Source organism: Spirosoma arcticum, from assembly GCF_054779955.1.
This window is the reverse complement of the sequence record NZ_BAAGXG010000011.1, coordinates 75,844-95,233: the sequence shown is the minus strand read 5'-3', so window position 1 is coordinate 95,233 and position 19,390 is coordinate 75,844. Positions and strand designations below refer to the sequence as shown.

Annotated in this window: 18 protein-coding genes and 1 tRNA gene; 9 read left to right on the top strand and 10 right to left on the bottom strand. The window is 52.7% G+C overall.

Features of this window, described 5'->3' with window-relative positions; all coding sequences use genetic code 11:
- Positions 1–86: 86 nt before the first annotated feature.
- The 8 genes from ACYVHB_RS23120 (at position 87) to ACYVHB_RS23085 (ending at position 7,174) form a co-directional block, all read left to right on the top strand.
- Positions 87–1,286 carry an ATP-dependent Clp protease proteolytic subunit gene (locus tag ACYVHB_RS23120; protein WP_461054170.1) on the top strand — a complete coding sequence of 400 codons (1,200 nt, stop codon included), beginning with the start codon at positions 87–89 and terminating at the stop codon, positions 1,284–1,286.
- A gap of 61 nt (positions 1,287–1,347) precedes the next feature.
- On the top strand, positions 1,348–2,406 hold the full coding sequence (locus tag ACYVHB_RS23115) for a hypothetical protein (RefSeq protein ID WP_461054169.1): 1,059 nt from the start codon (positions 1,348–1,350) through the stop codon (positions 2,404–2,406).
- A 59-nt stretch (positions 2,407–2,465) separates the two neighbouring features.
- A complete protein-coding gene (locus ACYVHB_RS23110; RefSeq protein WP_461054168.1) occupies positions 2,466–3,053 on the top strand; it encodes a hypothetical protein in 588 nt (195 codons plus the stop codon).
- A 12-nt stretch (positions 3,054–3,065) separates the two neighbouring features.
- Positions 3,066–3,686 (top strand): hypothetical protein, encoded by a 621-nt coding sequence (locus ACYVHB_RS23105; protein WP_461054167.1) that lies wholly within the window; start codon positions 3,066–3,068, stop codon positions 3,684–3,686.
- A gap of 8 nt (positions 3,687–3,694) precedes the next feature.
- The gene (locus ACYVHB_RS23100; protein WP_461054166.1) at positions 3,695–4,879 is read left to right on the top strand and encodes a hypothetical protein; all 1,185 of its coding nucleotides are present in this window, start codon (positions 3,695–3,697) and stop codon (positions 4,877–4,879) included.
- A complete protein-coding gene (locus ACYVHB_RS23095) occupies positions 4,833–5,396 on the top strand; it encodes a DUF6712 family protein (RefSeq protein ID WP_461054165.1) in 564 nt (187 codons plus the stop codon). The genes ACYVHB_RS23100 and ACYVHB_RS23095 overlap by 47 nt, the downstream gene beginning before the upstream one ends.
- Positions 5,397–5,657: 261 nt before the next feature.
- Positions 5,658–7,010: a dihydroorotase gene (locus tag ACYVHB_RS23090; RefSeq protein ID WP_461054164.1), complete on the top strand. Its 1,353-nt coding sequence runs from the start codon at positions 5,658–5,660 to the stop codon at positions 7,008–7,010.
- An 80-nt stretch (positions 7,011–7,090) separates the two neighbouring features.
- A tRNA-Leu gene (locus ACYVHB_RS23085) sits at positions 7,091–7,174 on the top strand.
- A 149-nt stretch (positions 7,175–7,323) separates the two neighbouring features.
- Here the strand turns inward: ACYVHB_RS23085 and ACYVHB_RS23080 are convergent.
- Positions 7,324–9,009, bottom strand: a complete 1,686-nt coding sequence (locus tag ACYVHB_RS23080) for a M28 family metallopeptidase (protein WP_461054163.1) — start codon at positions 9,007–9,009, stop codon at positions 7,324–7,326.
- Between the two features lie 244 nt (positions 9,010–9,253).
- On the opposite strand from ACYVHB_RS23080, the gene ACYVHB_RS23075 reads away from it, so the two are divergent.
- Complete coding sequence (locus tag ACYVHB_RS23075; RefSeq protein WP_461054162.1) at positions 9,254–9,694, top strand: RrF2 family transcriptional regulator; 441 nt, start codon at positions 9,254–9,256, stop codon at positions 9,692–9,694.
- Between the two features lie 74 nt (positions 9,695–9,768).
- On the opposite strand, the gene ACYVHB_RS23070 is transcribed toward ACYVHB_RS23075, so the two are convergent.
- The 9 genes from ACYVHB_RS23070 to rimO all read right to left on the bottom strand — a co-directional run bounded on the left by ACYVHB_RS23070 (position 9,769) and on the right by rimO (position 19,346).
- Positions 9,769–11,439: a hypothetical protein gene (locus ACYVHB_RS23070; protein ID WP_461054161.1), complete on the bottom strand. Its 1,671-nt coding sequence runs from the start codon at positions 11,437–11,439 to the stop codon at positions 9,769–9,771.
- Positions 11,436–12,215, bottom strand: a complete 780-nt coding sequence (locus ACYVHB_RS23065) for an ABC transporter ATP-binding protein (RefSeq protein ID WP_461054160.1) — start codon at positions 12,213–12,215, stop codon at positions 11,436–11,438. The genes ACYVHB_RS23070 and ACYVHB_RS23065 overlap by 4 nt, the downstream gene beginning before the upstream one ends.
- Positions 12,216–12,346: 131 nt before the next feature.
- Positions 12,347–12,571 carry a hypothetical protein gene (locus ACYVHB_RS23060; protein ID WP_461054159.1) on the bottom strand — a complete coding sequence of 75 codons (225 nt, stop codon included), beginning with the start codon at positions 12,569–12,571 and terminating at the stop codon, positions 12,347–12,349.
- Positions 12,572–12,849: 278 nt separating this feature from the next.
- Complete coding sequence (locus ACYVHB_RS23055) at positions 12,850–13,929, bottom strand: IS701 family transposase (RefSeq protein WP_461054158.1); 1,080 nt, start codon at positions 13,927–13,929, stop codon at positions 12,850–12,852.
- Between the two features lie 2 nt (positions 13,930–13,931).
- A complete protein-coding gene (locus tag ACYVHB_RS23050) occupies positions 13,932–14,963 on the bottom strand; it encodes an aspartate-semialdehyde dehydrogenase (protein ID WP_461054157.1) in 1,032 nt (343 codons plus the stop codon).
- Positions 14,964–15,046: 83 nt separating this feature from the next.
- Positions 15,047–15,697: a hypothetical protein gene (locus ACYVHB_RS23045; RefSeq protein WP_461054156.1), complete on the bottom strand. Its 651-nt coding sequence runs from the start codon at positions 15,695–15,697 to the stop codon at positions 15,047–15,049.
- A gap of 58 nt (positions 15,698–15,755) precedes the next feature.
- Complete coding sequence (locus ACYVHB_RS23040; RefSeq protein ID WP_461054155.1) at positions 15,756–16,376, bottom strand: 5-formyltetrahydrofolate cyclo-ligase; 621 nt, start codon at positions 16,374–16,376, stop codon at positions 15,756–15,758.
- A 29-nt stretch (positions 16,377–16,405) separates the two neighbouring features.
- Complete coding sequence (gene bshC, locus ACYVHB_RS23035) at positions 16,406–17,950, bottom strand: bacillithiol biosynthesis cysteine-adding enzyme BshC (RefSeq protein WP_461054154.1); 1,545 nt, start codon at positions 17,948–17,950, stop codon at positions 16,406–16,408.
- A gap of 85 nt (positions 17,951–18,035) precedes the next feature.
- Positions 18,036–19,346, bottom strand: a complete 1,311-nt coding sequence (gene rimO, locus ACYVHB_RS23030) for a 30S ribosomal protein S12 methylthiotransferase RimO (protein ID WP_461054153.1) — start codon at positions 19,344–19,346, stop codon at positions 18,036–18,038.
- Positions 19,347–19,390 lie beyond the last annotated feature (44 nt).

The window sequence follows — 19,390 nt, the reverse complement described above, 5'->3', positions numbered from 1 at the left end:
CAAATGCCGTTACAAAGCATTACGCTAAGATATAAACTTTTAGCCACTACGTAACTTCACGGCTCAACATTTACCCCCGTTCTGCCGTGGCGAAAATTGCCAACGTTCAAATTTATGGTGAGATTCTGCCCGAAGGCTACATCTGGGATGATGAGGGAACGTCCCTCTACCGGGTCCGTAAACAAATCGAAGCCGCTGGCGAATATGATTCGATAACCTTAAATATTTTCTCCCCCGGCGGCTACTGTCTCGAAGGTTGGGCCATTGTTGATTATCTGATGAGTCTGGGCAAGCCCGTCAATACGCTGGCCTACGGCCAATGCGCTTCGTTTGGTACGGTGTTTCACAATATGGGCGTAGTGCGTGAGGTCTCTCCCCACTGCGACTACGTCATTCACCGGCCCTGGGACTTCATGATAGGCAATGACCTTCAGATTGACAAGGCCAACGCTGGTCTGAGAAAAGAAAACACCAAGCTTTTTGAGCACTACGCCAAGTCAACGGGTAAGACTGTCGATGAACTGGCGGCATTGATTCAGGAAGAAGATCTCAAGCTATCCCCCCAGGAGACCGTTGACCACGGCTTCTCAACGGCCATCTACCAGCCGGGCGCTGCGGCCAATGTCGACATTGATAAGCTGCCCCGTCGCAAACCATCCTACTTGATGAGCCTGAAGGACCGCAAGCCCAACCCCAACGCTCCCAACGAATTTCAACTAAATAAAAAAACCACAATGGCAGAGGAAAAGAAATCCTTGTTTGCCGCTATCCGGTCGTTTCTGGCCTTCGCGGATGGTGAAGAAACCAAGGCCCTTGACGTACCCCTGAAAGACGGACGTAAACTGGTCACCGACTCGACCGGAGACGTGCCGGTGATTGGCGACAAGGCCACGCTCGACGGCACACCGGCTCCCGATGGGGATTACATCACCGACAAGGACGTGGTCATCACCGTGAAGGATGGCGAAATCACTAACGTGGTTGAACCGGCCGCAACGACTACCGATTCGGTTCCTCCTGTCGTTCCCGCTGAAAGCGCAACCGTCGCAGCCCTGAAAGCTGACAATGTAAAACTAACGGCTCAGTTAAAAGAGGTCACCGACCGGCAAACTGAAATGGAACGGCGGCTAAAACCCGTACTGGCCGCAATGGTCTCGCAGGACCCGCAGACTCAGAGCAACGTGCAGCCCGCTACCCGTAATACCGAGTCGACTACTGACCGGGATGAAATGCTCAAAGCCCACGTAGCCAAATTCGCCAAGAAGCCTGCACAAACAGCGGCTTAAGTACCGGTAACCCACCACCACTTGTACCACCAACTAAGCTAGCTAAAGGCAACTAAAGACTATGTCAGCAATTCAGGCACCGCACGGCATCACCTATAACGGTAAGCAGGCAACCGAATACATTTGGTTACCCGCCCTTACCGTCTCTGGCCTTGAGGATCACTTCAAGGTAGTAACCGGCGTTAACAGCACGACGCAGGTTACGTTTGCTCAGCAACTCGACAAAATCACCCAGCGCGATTCGGGTTGTACTCCCGTTTACAACGACTTCCAGATTCCCCGTACGGAAAAGTTCTGGAACCCGAAGGTCGTCGAAGCTACGTTGACTCAGTGCTATACCGACGTGTACGGCTCAAGCTTTGAACAATCGTTACGCGCTGGCACAGACCGGCCCAAATTAGAAGGTACTGACATTGAGCAGTTCATTCTCGATGCCGCCGTTCCAGCCGCTGCCCGCGACCTGCTGCGCATGGTGTACCTATCGAAGTACACCATCAACTCCACAGAATTAACGGGTGGATCTGGTGACGTGAAGAACTATAACCAAATCGACGGCATCTGGACCAAGAACGTAGCGGCCGTAGTTGCGGGCAAAACGCCCCGTTACGTCATTGCCGAAAACACGGCCACCACTACGGCGGGCCAAAAGCTGGCCGTCGGCCGGGGGCAGGAGATTCTGCGGGAAGTGTACGACCAGCAGGACATCGTCATGATGCAGATGTCCGACGCGGACAAGCTTTTTGAGGTTACACGGTCGGTCTACATGAATTACTACCGTGAACTTGAATCCAACAAAGCGCTTGAGAGCAGCCGGGCTATGCTCACCGACGGCCAGTCAACGCTGACCTATATGGGCATTAAACTGAGAATCATGGACGTGGTTGACCGTTACCTGATTTCTGACTTCACCTTCGGTACGGGTGCCAACAAAACGGTCACCAACCCGCACCGGGTTCTGCTCAGCGTGAAAGATAACCTTCAGGTGTCCATTGATACGCCGACGGCTGTCCTTGCTTTCCAAACGTGGGATGAGCCAAAAGATAAGCGCTGGTACGGTCGGGGTATGATTGCCCTTGATACGCAAATCGCTATCGAAAACCTCAACTCAACCGCTTACTAACCTCACCATTCACCCAGCCGGAACCCCTAAGCAGGTTCCGGCTTTATCCTTACTGCATTATGTCCTGCGCAACCGCTGATATAAAGAAGAACCTCGGGCTCAACAACTGCGATGATCCGCTGGCAAAAGGGGTGGATGAGACCGTGTTCATTGGCCGCTTCGCCTGGCTCGATACGCACTCCGCTGACTCGGCCAACAAGAAGATTATTAAGACGCTGACGCTGAAATCGGGCAAGAAACTGCTTCGCTTCATTGGCCAGAACTTTTCAAACCAGATCACCAGCGGTTTTTCGGCCAATGAGTTTGGTAACAACGTTCCTCAGGGCCTGCGTTACATCCTGTTTTCCAATAATGCCGATGACGAAGCCGAACTCGATGCGCTGATCAACCTCAAGGACGTGTTCGCCATTGTCAAAAAGAACGGCAACCCGGGCGTGTACAAAATCGTCGGTTGGAAAACCGGTCTTCGCATGACTAACCTGGGATCTGATTCAAACGACGACACCCTGAAAGGTGCCTACACGATTGAGATGTCAGCACCGGACGAGAAGACCACCTTCTACACGTTTAAGCACACACTGGTAGGCCCACCCATTGTCGATGACACGGACATCTACCTTGACGGGTTAGCCCTGGCAGTAGCCTAAGACGCGTCCGCCATGAGTCTTGACGATCTATTTGCGATAGTAAACCCGTGGTTTGAAACGGGTTTACTATCCGAGTCTGACAAGCCAGCCGTTCAGCGGGTATATACCGAACTGACCGGCGATACGGGCGAACGTTGCCGGACATGCGCTTCGTACTGGTCCGACGTACTACACACCCTGCGCGTTCATCTTAAAGCAAACGGTTATCAATCAATGGATATGAGCAATCAGGAATACATCATCCGGGAAGACACGGCCTACGTGCAGGTACATGGCCTGCCCCACGTCTACATTAATAAGGGTACCGGTAAAGAATCAGCCTCGGCGCAGTACCTGACCGACGTTATCGCCAAAGATTTGCTGAAGGAAAAGCCCGATTTGGCCGACACCATTATCAAAAACCCGGACTATAACCCGGACTCGGCCAAATCGGGCAAGCCAGCAGATGCCCCTGCTAAACCAGCGGCAAGGACAGCAACCGCAGCGAAACCCAAGAGCAAGGCCAAGGCTGCGGTCGTTGAGCCCAGCGGGGCGGTAGTCGTCACCGATATGGAAGCCACCACCCCCGTTCCCCATACGACTACGGACCCCTCAACCGAATCGGCTCCCGAGAATCAGTCACCTAAAGAGTAAGACGCCGAATGGCTACAATCTTAACGCGGCCGAAGGCACGAAAAAGGTCCGACACCAAACCAACGGTGTCGGGCTTTTTGCCATTCGGTGAGGGCGATGTTTTTCCCCAGAACATCAAAGATGCCATTGAGGATTCAGACACGGCCGATGCGGCTATAAGAGCCCGGCAGGAATTCATTGTCGGTAACGGCATTGATGACGAAGCGCTGGCCGATATGATTGTCAACCGAGACGGCGAAAGCCTGGACGACGTTGTTGACGGCATTGGCTGGAACATATCCGAAGGAAGCGCCATTATTCTGCACATCGGTTACAATATGTTGGCCGAGGTTGTGTCTATCCGATCAATCGACTGGGGGCAGGTTCGATTGGTTGAGCCTGATGAGAAAGGCAGAATCACCCACATCGGCATCTTTCCGTATCTGGATTCCGATTACAAAAAAGACAAAGAGAAAAAGAAGATTCATACCCTTTGTCCGGTCTTTAACGACGATCCCACCGTCGTGCTCGATCAGATTGCGGCCGTCGGCGGCATTCACAACTACTACGGGCAGGTGCTTTACGTGAAAGTGGGCAAGCGGTCCTCGTCGTACTACGCTCAGCCTTCGTTCTTTGGGTCAATGAAAAACCTTGAGATTGAAAAGGAGCTCGTTGACTACGATGACAGCATCGTTAAAAACGGCTTCAATATTTCCGGAATTTGGAAGCAATTAAAAAAGGCCGACTCCCAGCAGCAGCAGGATGAAGACGATGACAGCATCGTTTCCAAACTCGAAGAACACCAAGGGGGCGAAAACGGGGGTAAGCTGCTGGTATTTGAAGCGGAGGACATTGACGAACTGAATGCGGCTGACTTTGTGCCTACCACCGGGGTGGGTCTTGCCGACCGTTACAACGCAACCAGCGATAGGGTAATGCAACGAATAGCCCGGCGTTTGCGGGTGCCGAATGAACTGATTAACATTCGCAAGTCAGGCGGCATTGCACCAACGGGCGAAGAGATGAAGGTGGCCAGTCAGATGATGCAACAGGCGGTCAACAAAGATCAGCGCCGGATTGACCAAATCCTTTCCCGCGTCATGGTCAGATGGCATGAGCCGTTGCCCGAGCCTAAGTTTATCCTGGAAAACCTAAACTACTTTACCAATGAACCCAACGCCACCCCTGCTACCGCCCTCCCCGCTGTTCGCTGATTCTGCCCACATGCTGGTCAGTAGTGCTGATTACCAAATGTTCATTGGTGATATTCCCGTCACGTTTGATACCGAGCGGCACCTCAGCGCTATTCAGCAAAAAGTAGTTCGCAAATGGCTTACTGAGTTAATTGGGACAGCAAAGGTAAATGAGGTAATCAAATGGGTCCACGACGCGCCTGTTGAGTCGGGTGAACCGGTTTACACGGATGTACAAAAACAATGGCTTGACGCGCTGATCCCCTTCGTGTGTAACGCGGTCTGGAGCGAGTACATTTTGCGGGGTAACGTCAACATTACCGATACGGGGCCGGTTGAGAAGATGTCGGCCACAAGCACCCAGCCGATCAGCGACACCCAGCGGACCCAGCTTCACCGGTTTTACAAGGGCGATGCCGAAAGCTATGCTTTGCAGTTGCAGGCGCTGGCCAGAACCGATACCTGCGGATTCACCGGGGGGTCAAGGCGTCCCAGCCTGAAAACTGCTGGTGGCAAACGAGCGGGCCGTACGTACTGATTGGTTAAGTGAGTAGCGGGGAGGGGGCAAATAGTAAATACTTTCAGTATGACTACAGTAGAAAGTAATGAATAAATACATTACCTGTTGATAAATAGGTAGTTAGGGATGTTAAATCTGTTTTTTAGCAAAAATAAAACGAAAGCAGGAAAGGTTTCGCGTATTATGTGGAAAATCCGGTGCTGACAAGGGCACGCGTAACGTTCCCGGCCATAAGGTAGCTATCGATACGTATCTTCGTTTTTCAGACCTGTTATTCACATGAGCACCATTTTGATTCTGAATGCCCGTTTAGTTAATGAAGAGCAAACTATTGAAACGGATATTCTAATTGTCGACGGCTTCATTGAGAAGATTGCGCCCAATTTGTCCGGCCAACCAGCCAATCAGGTGATTGACGCGAAGGGGCAATATTTGCTGCCCGGCTTTATCGACGATCAGGTGCATTTTCGGGAGCCGGGTTTAACGCACAAGGCGAGTATCCGGTCAGAGTCGCGGGCGGCCGTGGCCGGGGGCGTTACCTCATTTATGGAGATGCCCAACACCGTCCCGAACGCACTGACGCAGGCGTTGCTGGCCGATAAATACGAGATTGCCGCTCGGTCGTCAATGGCGAATTACTCATTTTTTATGGGCGCGTCAAACGACAACCTCGCCGAAGTGCTCCGCACCGACCCACGCTCCGTTTGTGGTGTCAAAGTGTTTATGGGGTCATCGACCGGCAACATGCTGGTTGATGACGAACACGTACTGAACGAGCTGTTCCGGGAAAGTCCCATGCTCATTGCCACCCACTGCGAAGACGAAGCCACTATCCGGGCCAACACCGAACGTTACCGTGCTAAGTACGACGATACGGCCGGGCCGCGTCAGGCAAGCGCAGCCTTACACCCGCTAATTCGCAACGAGGAAGCCTGCCTGATCTCATCATCACTGGCGGTTGAACTGGCCCGACGACACAACACCCGATTGCACGTGCTGCACATCTCGACCGCCGACGAACTGGCGCTTTTCAGCAATCAGTTACCGCTTGCCGAAAAACGCATAACGACCGAAGTCTGTGTGCATCATCTCTGGTACGATAGTGCAGATTACGCCCGGCTGGGAAATCAGATCAAGTGCAATCCGGCCATAAAAGACGCGCACCATAAAGAGGCACTACTGACCGCGCTGCTCGATGACCGCTTAGACATTATCGCTACCGACCACGCGCCACACACCTGGTCTGAGAAGCAGCAACCGTATTGGCAGGCTCCCTCAGGGTTACCGCTGGTGCAGCACCCGCTGCTGATGATGCTCGACTTTGTGCAGCAGGGCAAGCTGTCAATCGAAACGCTCGTGCGCAAGATGTGCCATGCCCCCGCCGACTGTTTTCAGATCGACCGGCGCGGCTACGTTCGGGAGGGGTACTGGGCTGATCTGGTGCTGGTCGATACGAACCAGCCGACGACGGTCTCCAAACAAAATCTGTTGTATCAATGCGGCTGGTCACCCTTGGAGGGCCACACCTTCGGCGCTACGATTACTCACACCATCGTATCGGGCGAGTTGGTTTACCAGGACGGCAACTTCCTGACCGACCGGGCGGGTAGCCGATTAACGTTTAACCGGTAGCCCGAATTTTTTCGTCTACTTCTTGCACGATTGCAAGCGAGCCGCTTATCTTTGCAATCCCAAACAGGGGCAATACCTACGCCGAAGTGGTGAAATTGGTAGACACGCACGTTTCAGGGGCGTGTGTCTTCACGGACATGCGAGTTCGAGTCTCGCCTTCGGCACCGGAGCCTGTCAGCAATCGCTGACAGGCTTTTTGTTTCTGATCCTATCCTCCATACCCGGCTCGTTCATCGATATTATCAGAATAGAAATAGAATCGCTATCGCCAAAATGGTGTGTTGATTAGGACGTCACAGGATACAGTCTAAGCTTAATTCTCCGTCTTCTTTCCAAACTTAGTTCCGAAAAAGTCACCCGCGTTCCACATAGGACGGGCGTCGGCCTGAGCGGTGAGGTAGCCGATCAGGAACTGCAATTGGACATGCCGGGAGGCTGCGTTCCAGTCGAAGGGTTGGTTCATGTCGTCCCCTGGCGTGTGGTAGGTGGTCGCCCGCCAGTCGAGGTTGAGTTTGGTGCCGTCGCGGTCATCGCCGGTGGTGGAGCCACTTTTGATGTAGATCGCCGGGATGCCCTGCCGCACAAAACTGAAATGGTCGGAGCGCATAAACACGGACTGTTCGGGAATGGGATCTTTGGCTATCTGCACCCCTACAAACCCGGCTGCTGCCTCCACCGCCCCCTTCATGCTTGAGTGCTCGGAGCCGTAAGGAACAATGTCTAATAGCGGATGAAAGAAGAACGGCATGTCGAGGCACAGGTTTGCCACAATACTCGCCTTGGGGATGGTTGGGTAGCTGGCGAAATAATCGGAGCCGAGCAGTCCCATTTCTTCGCCCGTTACGGCTACGAACAGGATAGACCGACGCGGTTTTTTGGGTAACGACGCAAACAGCCGGGCTGCTTCAAGGTTGATGGCCACGCCCGACGCATTGTCGTGCGCTCCATTATTAATCGAATCGCCCGGCGTGGACTCGCCTTTCATGGGACCGCCCGGCCGTGCCGGGGTAATGCCGAGGTGATCGAGGTGCGAGACGTAGACGACGTATTCGTCTTTTAGTTTTGGGTCAGTACCGGGAAGCAGGCCTACAATGTTTTCGCCCACCAGACCGTCGCTTAGGTCGGTTTGGGTGTGGGCACGGACCGACACGTTTAGTGGAAACGCCTGCGGTTTACTCTGATTGGCGGCCAAACGAGCTTCCTCAAAAGTCCTGGGTGCTTTTCCAAATAGCAGCCGGGCGGTGGAGTCGCCCAGCGAGGCTATGACGCGTAGCTGCGGAAATGTGCGTTGTGCGCGTCCCTGCGGATCAGTCCAGCGGTAGGTAGCCTGCCGGTTGCGGGGCGCGTTGGATTCAATACGGGCGCGAACGTCGGTGGGCAGGCTGAACGTGATTAACCCTACCGCCCCGCGCATAGCCGCTACTTCCTGCTTCGCCGACCCTGAGTAAGCCCGTTGATTTGACGGAAAGGTGGCCGGAGCACCGTTGAAACAGGCCACAATTTTGCCCCGCACGTCAATCCCGGCGTAATCGTCGTAATCTAACTCCGGAGCCGACACGCCAAATCCCACAAAGACCACGGGTGCCGATACGTCACTCACCGGCTGACCGAAATTTGGACTGACGATAAAATTCTTGCCGTAGGTTAGCAACCGCTCCTGACCCCCATCAACCAGCGCGAGTGAACTGGCTTCTTCGCGGACCTGCGCTTTCCGTAACGGCACTGCCTGCCGGTAGGTGCCGCGCTGTCCCATTGGATTAAAGCCAAGCGTTTTAAATTGTTTCTCTACATACTGAGCGGCCAACTCATAGCCCGGCGTACCAGGTTTGCGGCCCGCCAGTTTGTCGTCGGCTAAGTACCGCATGTGTGCTTCAACGGCGTCGGGACGCACGCTCCGGGCGGCTTTCTGCGCTTCAGCGGGGATTGCAGTGGGAACAGGTTGGGCCGAAACCGACTGAATCAGACCGGCACAGATCAAGAGCGCAAGACGTTTTTTCATTGTGTTCATAAAATCCTGACCAACTTAGTTACCCCTAAGATAAGGCAGTATTTTTAGCAAACGAACCAATGAGGTACTATCAGCGATGGGGTACGGCTTGGGTAACGCATTGCCGGGGAACTTCAGGATTGATGAAGGTGCAACACGTCAGAATTTTGATTTACCAAATTACTATACAAAATTTATAGGACAAAATGACTAACTCTGTAGGTCCACGGAATTTACACGTTAACTAAGCTGATGTATGATCTCCAAGAAAGCAAAATACGCCATCAAAGCCCTGAAGGCTTTAACACAGGCCTATGGAAACGGGCCTGTGTTAATTGCGCAAATTGCTGCGCAGGAATCTATTCCTCAGAAGTTTTTGGAAAGTATTTTGCTGGATTTACGAAACCACGGCGTCCTCCAAAGCCAAAAAGGCAAAGGGGGCGGTTATAGGTTGCGCGTTGAGCCGGAGCGCATCAATCTGGCGCAGGTGATTCGGATTATCGACGGTCCCATTGCGCCAACGCCCTGTGTTTCACTCAATTTTTACGTCCGTTGCGACGACTGCTCCGATGAGGAAACCTGTCAGATCCGACCAATTATGCTGCGGGTGCGCGACGCTAATCTGGCGGTTTATGAAATGACAACAATGCGGATGTTAGTGGACGGCGCCGAACCGATTAAGCACTTGACAGACTAATAAAGATGTAGTCCGCCCCCCCAGCTTGTTCGCCTAACTCCAATTCAGCTTTGGTAGTGAATTTGCTTTTCGGTTCAGTTCATCTCAATCTGACTCCAGCCCGTTTGCCGGTATTGCCGGAACAAAAACCAGAATAGACCGGCCGACACCGGGATAGCGCACAGAACGCCGTAGGGGACGAGCGTCAGGCCATAATGCGAAAACCCAACAACGCCCAGTACAACACTGACCAATATGCCCCGCGCCGTGTTGTTTTGCTTCAGTGCATCCTGTTCGACGGAGAAGGGCAGATGCCGCGTCGACAACAGAGCCGCACTCATGAGCATGATCAGCGAGTTGAAAAACGCTAGCACCACATCCGTGATTTTATCGGTACCGTATCTGAACAGTATATAAGCAGCCAGTAGGAGGTAAAATGGCATCAATAGTTTGACAATGAGCGCTTTCAGCGACCCCGATAACACGTCGCCTGGGTCGCGAATGGGCGCGCTGCCATATACCCACGAGGCCCGGTAATTGTCGGAGACGCTCAACTGATACTGCGCGACCATGACATAAATTCCGGCGAAGTACAGCGCAAAGAGGTAAAAAAAGCCGCTTCTGCCTAAGCTTTGTCCCTGAACCGACATCACGATAACGTAGGCCAGCCCAAATCCCAACTGCGGATACGTTTTTAGTTTAAATTTCCGGTCGCGGCCCGTCACGCGCCACGTAAAGGCAAAGGCGGCCCGTTCGAGCGGGGTCGTCGTGATCCAGTCCGACACCCGGTCGACCCAGGCCGACTGGGTTTGGCGGGCCGATTGGTCTGACTGGGATAGTGACGAGGAACCACTTTCCTGATCGATGCTGCTCAATTTCTGCGTGAAATCGAGCGTCAGGAATCGATTCATAAACCATAGTCCGGCAAAGGGCATCAGGAGTGCCAGCGTCAAAAATACTAAGTGCGTTTGGTCAATTACCGGCCTGACGAAAACCTCAACAGCACCCGCCATCCACATCGGCGGCAGGGCATAATGCCACCATTCGTGGGTCAGCGCTTCGCTCAGCATCGTCTCCGTATCCATCAGGCGTGGCAGTAGCTGGTAGCCGCCGTAGAACAGAACGGCCATCACGATCTGGAAATAGTTGATTACTTCGCGCAACTTCTCTTCGCTAATAAACCGCATCAGCACTAAGTAAAACACGTTCGTCAGAAACACCATCAGCACCGCCGACAGCAGGCTCATAACCAGAAAAAGCAACCCCGCCAATGCCCCAAACCGGTAACTAATCACCAAAACGCCCACCGCCGACAGCGAGAGGGCAATGGCGAATAGATAGCTGGTAATATGAACAATCCGGGCTAACCACAAGGTGCGGCTACTAACCGGCCGGGGCAGAATAATTTGATTATCAGATGAGTCGAGAATGACTGATGAGAAGTCGGAGATGAGTGTCATAGCACACAGCGCCATAATGTAAGCGAACTGCAACGTCAGCGGGAAAAACATCAGGTCTTTACCGCTTCTGGAGAGCATACTTAAACTAATCAGGCCACCAACGAAGGCGTAAATGCCTAAAGTTCGTGTGAAACTGCTGTTGTTCTCCGCCGACTGCTTGCCGTAGCGTCCGAGGCTAACGATGCTCCGGCGGTTATCCATCATTAGCTTAACCTGAACGATGGCACGCAACTGACCATAGTCGGCACCCATCGCCCGAAATAGGGGTTGCAGTCGGTCGAGAAGGGAGAGAATAAGGCTGGTCATTGGTTAAGAGCCTGAATAAATTCGCCGGCTACCGAGATTTGTCCGTCACTGCCGGTCAGTTCGGCAAAGAGTTGTTCGAGCGATTCGGGCCGCTGTTGCTGCAATTCAGCGAAGGTGCCGTCGGCGATAATCTGACCCTGAGCGATAATGATGATCCGATCCGAGATTTTCTCGACCACGTCCATAATGTGCGAGCTATAGAAAATCGTTTTGCCGCTGCTGGCTAACTGACGAATAATTTCCTTTACCAGCACTACCGCGTTGGCGTCCAATCCCGACAGTGGCTCGTCTAAGAAAATAACGTCGGGGTTATGGAGCAGGCCTGAAATGAGCAGCACTTTCTGGCGCATTCCCTTCGAGAAGGTCGTCATGCGGGCGTTGGCGTGGTCGGCAAGCTGAAACAACCGGAGCAGGTCAAGGGCCTTACGCTCAATCTGGTCGTTGCCCAATTCATACAACTGTCCCACAAACTGGAGGTATTCCATCGGCGTGAGCGTGTCGTAAAGGGCCGCATTTTCAGGAACGTAGCCAATCCTGCGTTTGATGTCGAGCGCGTGGGTCTTCACGTCCATGCCCAGCACATGCGCTTCACCGGTGTAATCGGGCAGCATCCCGATCAGGATTTTGAGCGTCGTGGACTTACCCGCGCCGTTGGGACCGATATAACCGACGACCTGCCCAGCCGACACGCTGAGGTCAATGCCTTTCAGCACGTGGATTGTGCCGTAGTATTTATGCAGATTCTGAAGTTGAATAACGGGCTGATCGGTCGTCATGATTGCTCTTTACATTTCCTCCACATAAACGTTCGTTCAGGTTGAGTACGAAAGATAACCAAAATAGCTCGCCCGGCGACAGGCCGAACGAGCTATTTTGGTTATCCGAGTTAACTATTACAGACGTTGCGTTACGCGTTCGCTGTGACAGTCAATTGTTGGGCAATCGTTTCCATCCGACGTAAAATCTGCTCCGCGTTTTGACGAACATCTTTTTGAGCCGCTAACCGTTGGTCAGGAGTCAAGCTATTGGTCCGCTTCTCGACATCACCCCAAAATGCCTGACGTTCCTCAGGCGTTGAAAGCAACTGATACTGCTCAAATTCGTCGGCTATTTGTTGTTTGAAATTGTTCATGTGTTTGTCGTTTGACCAGTGAACTTACACTATTCTTTGTTCTCGTTCAAGCAACGTTGAATGACAACCATCAGATCAAGAATCTTGTCTCGGTAGTCAGCATGTTCAGATGGCGACATAGAGAGTTTACCATCGTAGTCAGTATGAAACTTCAACAACTTACTCATCTCCTCAAATTCCTGCCTTAGCTTTCTTCGTTCTTCCGGTGTCATACAAAGTGAGTAATGCCATTATAGCGATCAGGCTGCGACATTCTCTGCAACGTTTACTAACTGATGTTACGCCAATCCCATTTCTGGATATTGGCTAAGTTGGTTTTTGAGGACGGATAGTTCGGCAAAAGCCGCTTGTAGGGCTTTGAGGTACAATCGCCCTTTCAAGGCAAAATGGTTTGTATGGGCGGCCAGCCGCAAACGCTCCAGTTTGACATAGGCGCAGATGCTGGCAAACAGATGGTTCGCCTGAGTGCGGTGGGTGCGCGTGGGCGACTTCTCCAGCGAGGCATTCTGCTTGAGTGATTTGTGATACTCCTCGATACCCCACCGTTTTTGGTAAGTTGTCAAGAGTTGCTGGTAAGTCATCGTCACATCGGTAATCAGCAAGAGCAGTTCACCAACCGACCCATCCTTGTTGGGAAGAATGTCACCACAAATCGCTACGGGTGCTTGCACCGAGCGAATGTAAACGGTCAATACGGTGCCTGGCTGAAGCGTTAAGCTGCTGATTTTGACAAACTTACCGTTAGCTCGGTCGGATTTGGAACGGGCTACTTCCAGATTAGACTTGACCGCACCCAGATAGTGATGTTTCAAGCCTAAGACCAGGTTGATGTTGTCGGAATTGGTGTACCAGGAGTCGGCCAGCACATAGCGAAAAGGCACGGAGTTTTGATGGGCTTGGCGCACCATATCCTGAAACATGTGGTGCTTGGTCCGCTCTGAGCGCCAGACCGTTTGGCGGTTTTTTAGCTCGGATCGCTGCGTTTTAATGACTGGCTCAAAACTCAGCGGACACTGCCCTTTACTGGTTTGGTAGACTAAACTGACGAAATTGATACCCCGCACGTAATCACCGCTGGTGTGGTTGTAGTGGGTGGTAACCAAACCATTTTCGTCACTGTGGGGCTTGTGAGCGATACTGTCATCGGTGAGTAAAACACCATCCGGCTCTTGGATTTGGCGAATCAGGGGCTTGACGTGTTGCCACAGGGTTCGGTTATCGCCTTGAAGTCGGTTGAGCAGATCGGTCACCGCATCGTGGCCTACGGCTCCATCAGTCAGCCGTGACAAACCGGTGGCTGTGGTCTGGCCAAAACTACTGAGTAAGTAATCAGTATAGAGGTCGAGATTTGTCTGCATACTCAAAAGTAAACCTGCCGCTCAAAAGCTGGCGTAACATCAGTTACTAAATCGTGTTTCATTAAATATTCGGCAATCTGAACGGCGTTGGTAGCGGCTCCTTTGCGAAGATTGTCGGCCACAATCCACATGTTTAGTGTTTTTGGCTGGCTTTCGTCCCGCCGAATACGGCCTACGAATACTTCGTCTTTCCCGTGCGCCGTCAGCGGCATCGGGTAAACGAAGTTTTTTGGATCGTCCTGCACAATCACGCCTTCAGCGTTGGTCAGTAAGGCAACAACTTCGTTCAGGTCAAACTCGTTTTCAAACTCAACATTGACTGCCTCCGAATGGCCGCCAATGGTGGGAATTCGCACTGTCGTGGCCGTGACTTTGATGGAGTCATCGCCCATGATCTTCTTGGTTTCATTTACCATCTTCATTTCCTCTTTCGTATACCCGTTATCGAGGAAAACATCGATGTGGGGCAGCACGTTGAGGTCAATCGGGTGCGGGTACACTTTAGCCACATCGTCGCGGCCTTCGCGCTCGGCGAAAAGCTGGTCGACGGCGGCTTTGCCAGTTCCCGTCACCGACTGATAGGTCGAAACCACGACACGTTTGATGGTGTAATGATCATGGAGGGGCTTGAGCGCCACCACCATCTGAATGGTCGAGCAGTTAGGATTAGCAATGATTTTATCGTCGAGCGTCAGCGTATCAGCGTTGATTTCGGGCACAACGAGCTTCTTGGTTGGGTCCATCCGCCAGGCCGACGAGTTGTCGACAACCGTTATACCCGCTTCTGCAAACTGGGGCGCGAGGGCCAGTGAAGTGCTGCCCCCGGCCGAGAAGATAGCGACGGCGGGCCGGGCCGCGATGGCATCCTGAAAGCTGACGACCGTGTGCGGTTTACCCTTGAACAGAATCTGTTTACCAACCGACCGCTCGGAGGCAACCAAAATGAGTTCGGATACGGGGAAGTTGCGTTCTTCCAGTACTTTCAGGATTTCGCTGCCGACTAAGCCGGTAGCGCCAACAACGGCGATTTTCATGATTTTTGCGGGCAATTGGTTGATAAATTGCCCGCAAAAATACGGCAAAAACGTTGATGGACAGACGCTGCGAGCCAAAAAACTCAGAGCCGCCCCACCAATCCGATGCCAGAAGGGCTACCTGTTGAATAGGGCGTTAGTCGCCACGAGACCCCCCGTTCCTTTAGCGCTCGGTTATAATACTGCACCGACCGGCGTAAATTCTGACCGGGAAGGTTCAAACCCCACCCAATACCCGCCAAAATAGCACCGCCCATGAACAACATCGACCCTGTGAAGTGTGCGCGTCTGCGTTGCGCGTCGGGAACGGTAACCATTTGCCTGCTGCCGCTACCAACTGGCGTTCCACAGTACATTCCGCTGGGGCATACAAAAGGCTGGGTTGTCTCAAACTTTCCGTTAGAATTTGGCCGATTTGAGAGCATAATCGGTGCGCCAATAACCGCCGTTAGCACTCCGCCCGCGATTAGCCATCCTCCGGCCTGCCGACTGCCAATATAGGCGTTGTACGCGCGTATCGCGTCTGCGTTGTCGGATGCCAGGATATACTGACCTAAATCTTTCGCCCGAATATCAAGGCCATCATACGTGTACTGTGTTTTAACGCCTGATTGCCAGTAGTATCCAGTCCACTGGCTGGTTGGTAGCAAGTCGCTGCCAATTGGTTTCAGATCGTTTTGCTGTGCCTCTGCTATGAACGGGCACAGAAGGAGAAATAGCAGAATTCGGTTCATGACGGCATGAGCGTTTGTTGTTCGTATAAGACTCAATCCAATACCAAATAGTTGTAATCTACGTGGTATTTTTATGACGAAACAAGGCGTCGAACCGCCAGACTTGTTTTGGCGTAACACATGCGTTCAGCGGCACATCCGTCGGTATCACATCAGCGATGTACTCGACTGGTTCAAAATGCGACACGCCTATTTTAAGGCAATCCGGGCGGCATTCGGCCAAAAACTGATCGTAATAACCCATACCGTAGCCAACGCGGTGACCTCGCTTGTCGAGGGCCAGCAGCGGTACCAAAACGAGGTCTATTTGTTCGCTGTTGATAGCGACGCATGTGTCCGGCTGCGGTTCAGGAATACCCCACCGGTTCTCCGTCAAGGGTGTTTCGGGCGTAATGAGGTGATGGGTGAGCTGATTTGTTAATGTGGCTGCTACCGGAACCGCGACTTTAATACCGGGAAACTCCTGCCAAACGCGGTGAATGATTGCCCATGTATCGACCTCGTTTTGGCGGGCGATGGGCAGAAATGTGTGCAGAATTACTCTTTTATTTTCGGCGAATTCATCAAAAAACTCGTCAAAAAGTAGATTCGTAATTGCCCGGCTTCGGTGCATAACGTCCTCCGCCGACAAAGCCCGCCGTTGAGCCAGAAACGCCTGTCGCAGTGCTGACTTGGTCATAGTTTCAGCGTGGCCGGGAACAGCCTGTTTTACTCCAGACAAAGTTGCATCCGGTAGTCGAACGGGTCAAAAGCCGACAACATTTTTTGGAGGAAAGTGCGGTCGTTGAGGTGAAATGTCAGGAAGTTCTCGGAGCGCTCCTGCAAGCCGCCGTTGGGAAATAGCTCATTCTTAACGGCTAATAACTGCCGGACGCCCGTTTCCTGATTGCGCTCTTCGGCCCGTCGCATTTTCTTTTCGAGCCGGGCTACGGCATTGGCAAACCGCTTGGTCTCGGCCAGAACCGCTTTTTCAAGCGTCGGATCAACCATCTGCGCTTTGTGAAGAATGGCATCGAGGGCTTTACTAACGGTTTTGTTTTCGTTGTCGAACTTCAGCGCGTGGCTTGTGTGCTGCTCCACAAACTCACGTTTGAGCGCAATCGTATCCTGAAACAAGTCTTCGGGCATCAAGCCCATTTTACGGATGCGTTTGGCACTTACGGCGGGCACATACGTTGCAAAGTTGCGCGGCATCAGCATCGGGAAAGGTACATGGTACTGGTCGAACACCGACTTAAGTTGCAACCAGTAAGGCACTTCCGACGGCCCACCAATGTAAGCCAGATTGGGCAGAATCGTTTCCTGATACAGCGGCCGCAGCACCACGTTTGGGCTGAATCGTTCCGGGTGTTCATCCAGGAGCTTCAGCAACTCGCTCTCTGAAAACCGGAGTTTGTTATGCACGACTCTGTACGCTCCATCCTTATACTCGATGCGTTCCCGGACTTGGTCATCCAGATAAAAGAGGTTTATGTCGCGGGGGGTGATGATCGTTTTGTAACCAAGAGCGGACAACCGTTCCGTTTGCTCCTGCACCAAACTGCCGGATTTTTGATGAATAAGCTCGTCGCGCATGACGGGCGCAAAAACGCGCTTCAACGCAGCGTCATCGGCGTCCAGACAAACAAGCCCTTCTGCGCCAAACAGTTCATTGATATAATACCGAACAGCGTCTGCCAGTGTATCGTGCCTGAAATAGGCTTCCTCAAACAGGGTCAGCTTCTCCGGAATCTGCCCAAACAACGTCCTTAGCTCTTGCGGATTCATTCGCCCAACGGCCCCGCGCTGCTCCGTTTGCCAGGCGTATTTTTTACCAAACAGCGAAAAATGATTGATTTCGGCAAAGTCATGGTCTTCGGAAGCCATCCAGTACACCGGCACAAAGTTATAAGCTGGGTAAGCGGCTTTCAGCTGCCGGGCCAGCTTAATTGTCGTAACGAGTTTATAAATGATGTAGAGCGGCCCCGTGAAGATGTTCAGTTGGTGGCCCGTCGTGACCGTAAATGTGTTGGGCTGAAGCAGAGCCGAAACGTCGGGTTTTTTGGTGATGTGCCGATACTGTCGTTCGAGCGCATCGACCAAAACAGACCGCCTTTGCGCGTCGAACGTGCGTCCATCAAGTTGATGCTGAAACGCCGGTAGCGTTGGAAATTGGTTGTAAAACGGTTGTAATGAGTCTTTCTGGTCGAGGTAATCAAGAAACAGGGAAGAAAACTGGCCGGTGGATGCGAGCGGCAGGTACTGACAGTCCATGCAGGGTAGGATTTACTGAGGGCAACAACGGAGAAACCCGCAAGGTTCGGGGCTGTTGTGAGTCGAACCTTGCCGGTTCGTGAATTTATGGAGTGACCTCTCCGTACAAATCAAACTCTTCGGCCCGATTGATGCGCACATTGGCGAAGTCGCCTAAGCGCACCAACCCGTTCGCCGGAACCAGCACTTCGTTGTCCACTTCGGGTGAGTCGGCTTCGGTGCGGCCAATGAAATAGCCGCCTTCTTTGCGGTCGAACAGCACTTTGTACGTCTGTCCCACCTTCCGCTGATTTAGTTCGTGCGAGATGCCCTGTTGCAGGTCCATCAGCTCGTCGGCGCGTTCCTGCTTGATGTCGGCTGGAATATCATCAGGCATCGAAAAAGAGTGCGTATCGTCCTCGTGCGAGTAGGTGAACACGCCCAGCCGGTCAAAACGCATCCGCTCAACAAAATCATACGTTTCGGCAAAGTGGGCGTCAGTTTCGCCGGGGTGCCCCACAATCAGCGTCGTACGCAGGGTAATGTCTGGGATTCGTTCGCGAATGCTGTAAATCAGATTTTCGGTTTTCTCGCGGGTAATACCCCGGCGCATGAGTTTCAGCAGCTCTGTCGAGCCGGTTTGCAGCGGCATATCGAGGTAGTTGCACACGTTTGGTCGCTCCAGCATCACGTCCAATATTTCCATTGGAAAGCCCGACGGATAAGCGTACTGCAGCCGAATCCATTCGATGCCGTCAACACTCGCCAACCGGTCGATGAGTTCATGGAGGTTACGCTTTTTGTAGATGTCCAAGCCGTAATACGTCAAATCCTGCGCAATCAGAATTAGCTCTTTCGTACCTCGCCGGGCCAGCGACTGGGCCTCGGTTACTAACTCATCAATCGGCCGCGATACGTGTTTGCCGCGCATCAGGGGAATGGCGCAGAAGGAGCAGGGCCGGTCGCAGCCTTCAGCAATTTTAAGGTACGCGTAGTGCGCGGGCGTTGTCAGCAGCCGTTCGCCAACCAGTTCGTGCTTGTAGTCGGCGCGGAGGGTTTTTAGCAGCCGCGGTAATTCGTTGGTGCCAAACCAGGCGTCGACGGTCGGCATCTCGATTTCAAGTTCGTCTTTGTAGCGGTGCGACAAACAGCCCGTTACGTATACTTTGTCCACGATACCCGCGTCTTTGGCATCGACGTAGCGCAGGATTGTGTTGATGGACTCTTCTTTCGCGTTGTCGATGAAGCCGCATGTATTGATAACAACAATATTGGCGTCGTCTTTCTTCGACTCATGCGTCACGGCCATTCCGTTGCCCCTGAGCTGCGTAAACAGCACCTCCGAATCGACCAGATTTTTCGAACAACCGAGCGTGACGATATTAATTTTATTGGTACGTATGCCTTTGGTTTTCATTGGTAAAGCAGATGGAAACCCGCTTGTCTATGCAATGGATGAGC

What these genes read in the sequence shown, in the direction of transcription:
- ACYVHB_RS23115 (WP_461054169.1), top strand. Translation starts at nt 1,348, where the DNA reads ATGTCAGCAATTCAGGCACCGCACGGCATCACCTATAACGGTAAGCAG.
- ACYVHB_RS23110 (WP_461054168.1), top strand. Translation starts at nt 2,466, where the DNA reads ATGTCCTGCGCAACCGCTGATATAAAGAAGAACCTCGGGCTCAACAAC.
- ACYVHB_RS23105 (WP_461054167.1), top strand. Translation starts at nt 3,066, where the DNA reads ATGAGTCTTGACGATCTATTTGCGATAGTAAACCCGTGGTTTGAAACG.
- ACYVHB_RS23100 (WP_461054166.1), top strand. Translation starts at nt 3,695, where the DNA reads ATGGCTACAATCTTAACGCGGCCGAAGGCACGAAAAAGGTCCGACACC.
- ACYVHB_RS23095 (WP_461054165.1), top strand. Translation starts at nt 4,833, where the DNA reads ATGAACCCAACGCCACCCCTGCTACCGCCCTCCCCGCTGTTCGCTGAT.
- ACYVHB_RS23090 (WP_461054164.1), top strand. Translation starts at nt 5,658, where the DNA reads ATGAGCACCATTTTGATTCTGAATGCCCGTTTAGTTAATGAAGAGCAA.
- ACYVHB_RS23080 (WP_461054163.1), bottom strand. Translation starts at nt 9,009, where the DNA reads ATGAAAAAACGTCTTGCGCTCTTGATCTGTGCCGGTCTGATTCAGTCG.
- ACYVHB_RS23075 (WP_461054162.1), top strand. Translation starts at nt 9,254, where the DNA reads ATGATCTCCAAGAAAGCAAAATACGCCATCAAAGCCCTGAAGGCTTTA.
- ACYVHB_RS23070 (WP_461054161.1), bottom strand. Translation starts at nt 11,439, where the DNA reads ATGACCAGCCTTATTCTCTCCCTTCTCGACCGACTGCAACCCCTATTT.
- ACYVHB_RS23065 (WP_461054160.1), bottom strand. Translation starts at nt 12,215, where the DNA reads ATGACGACCGATCAGCCCGTTATTCAACTTCAGAATCTGCATAAATAC.
- ACYVHB_RS23060 (WP_461054159.1), bottom strand. Translation starts at nt 12,571, where the DNA reads ATGAACAATTTCAAACAACAAATAGCCGACGAATTTGAGCAGTATCAG.
- ACYVHB_RS23055 (WP_461054158.1), bottom strand. Translation starts at nt 13,929, where the DNA reads ATGCAGACAAATCTCGACCTCTATACTGATTACTTACTCAGTAGTTTT.
- ACYVHB_RS23050 (WP_461054157.1), bottom strand. Translation starts at nt 14,963, where the DNA reads ATGAAAATCGCCGTTGTTGGCGCTACCGGCTTAGTCGGCAGCGAAATC.
- ACYVHB_RS23045 (WP_461054156.1), bottom strand. Translation starts at nt 15,697, where the DNA reads ATGAACCGAATTCTGCTATTTCTCCTTCTGTGCCCGTTCATAGCAGAG.
- ACYVHB_RS23040 (WP_461054155.1), bottom strand. Translation starts at nt 16,376, where the DNA reads ATGACCAAGTCAGCACTGCGACAGGCGTTTCTGGCTCAACGGCGGGCT.
- bshC (WP_461054154.1), bottom strand. Translation starts at nt 17,950, where the DNA reads ATGGACTGTCAGTACCTGCCGCTCGCATCCACCGGCCAGTTTTCTTCC.
- rimO (WP_461054153.1), bottom strand. Translation starts at nt 19,346, where the DNA reads ATGAAAACCAAAGGCATACGTACCAATAAAATTAATATCGTCACGCTC.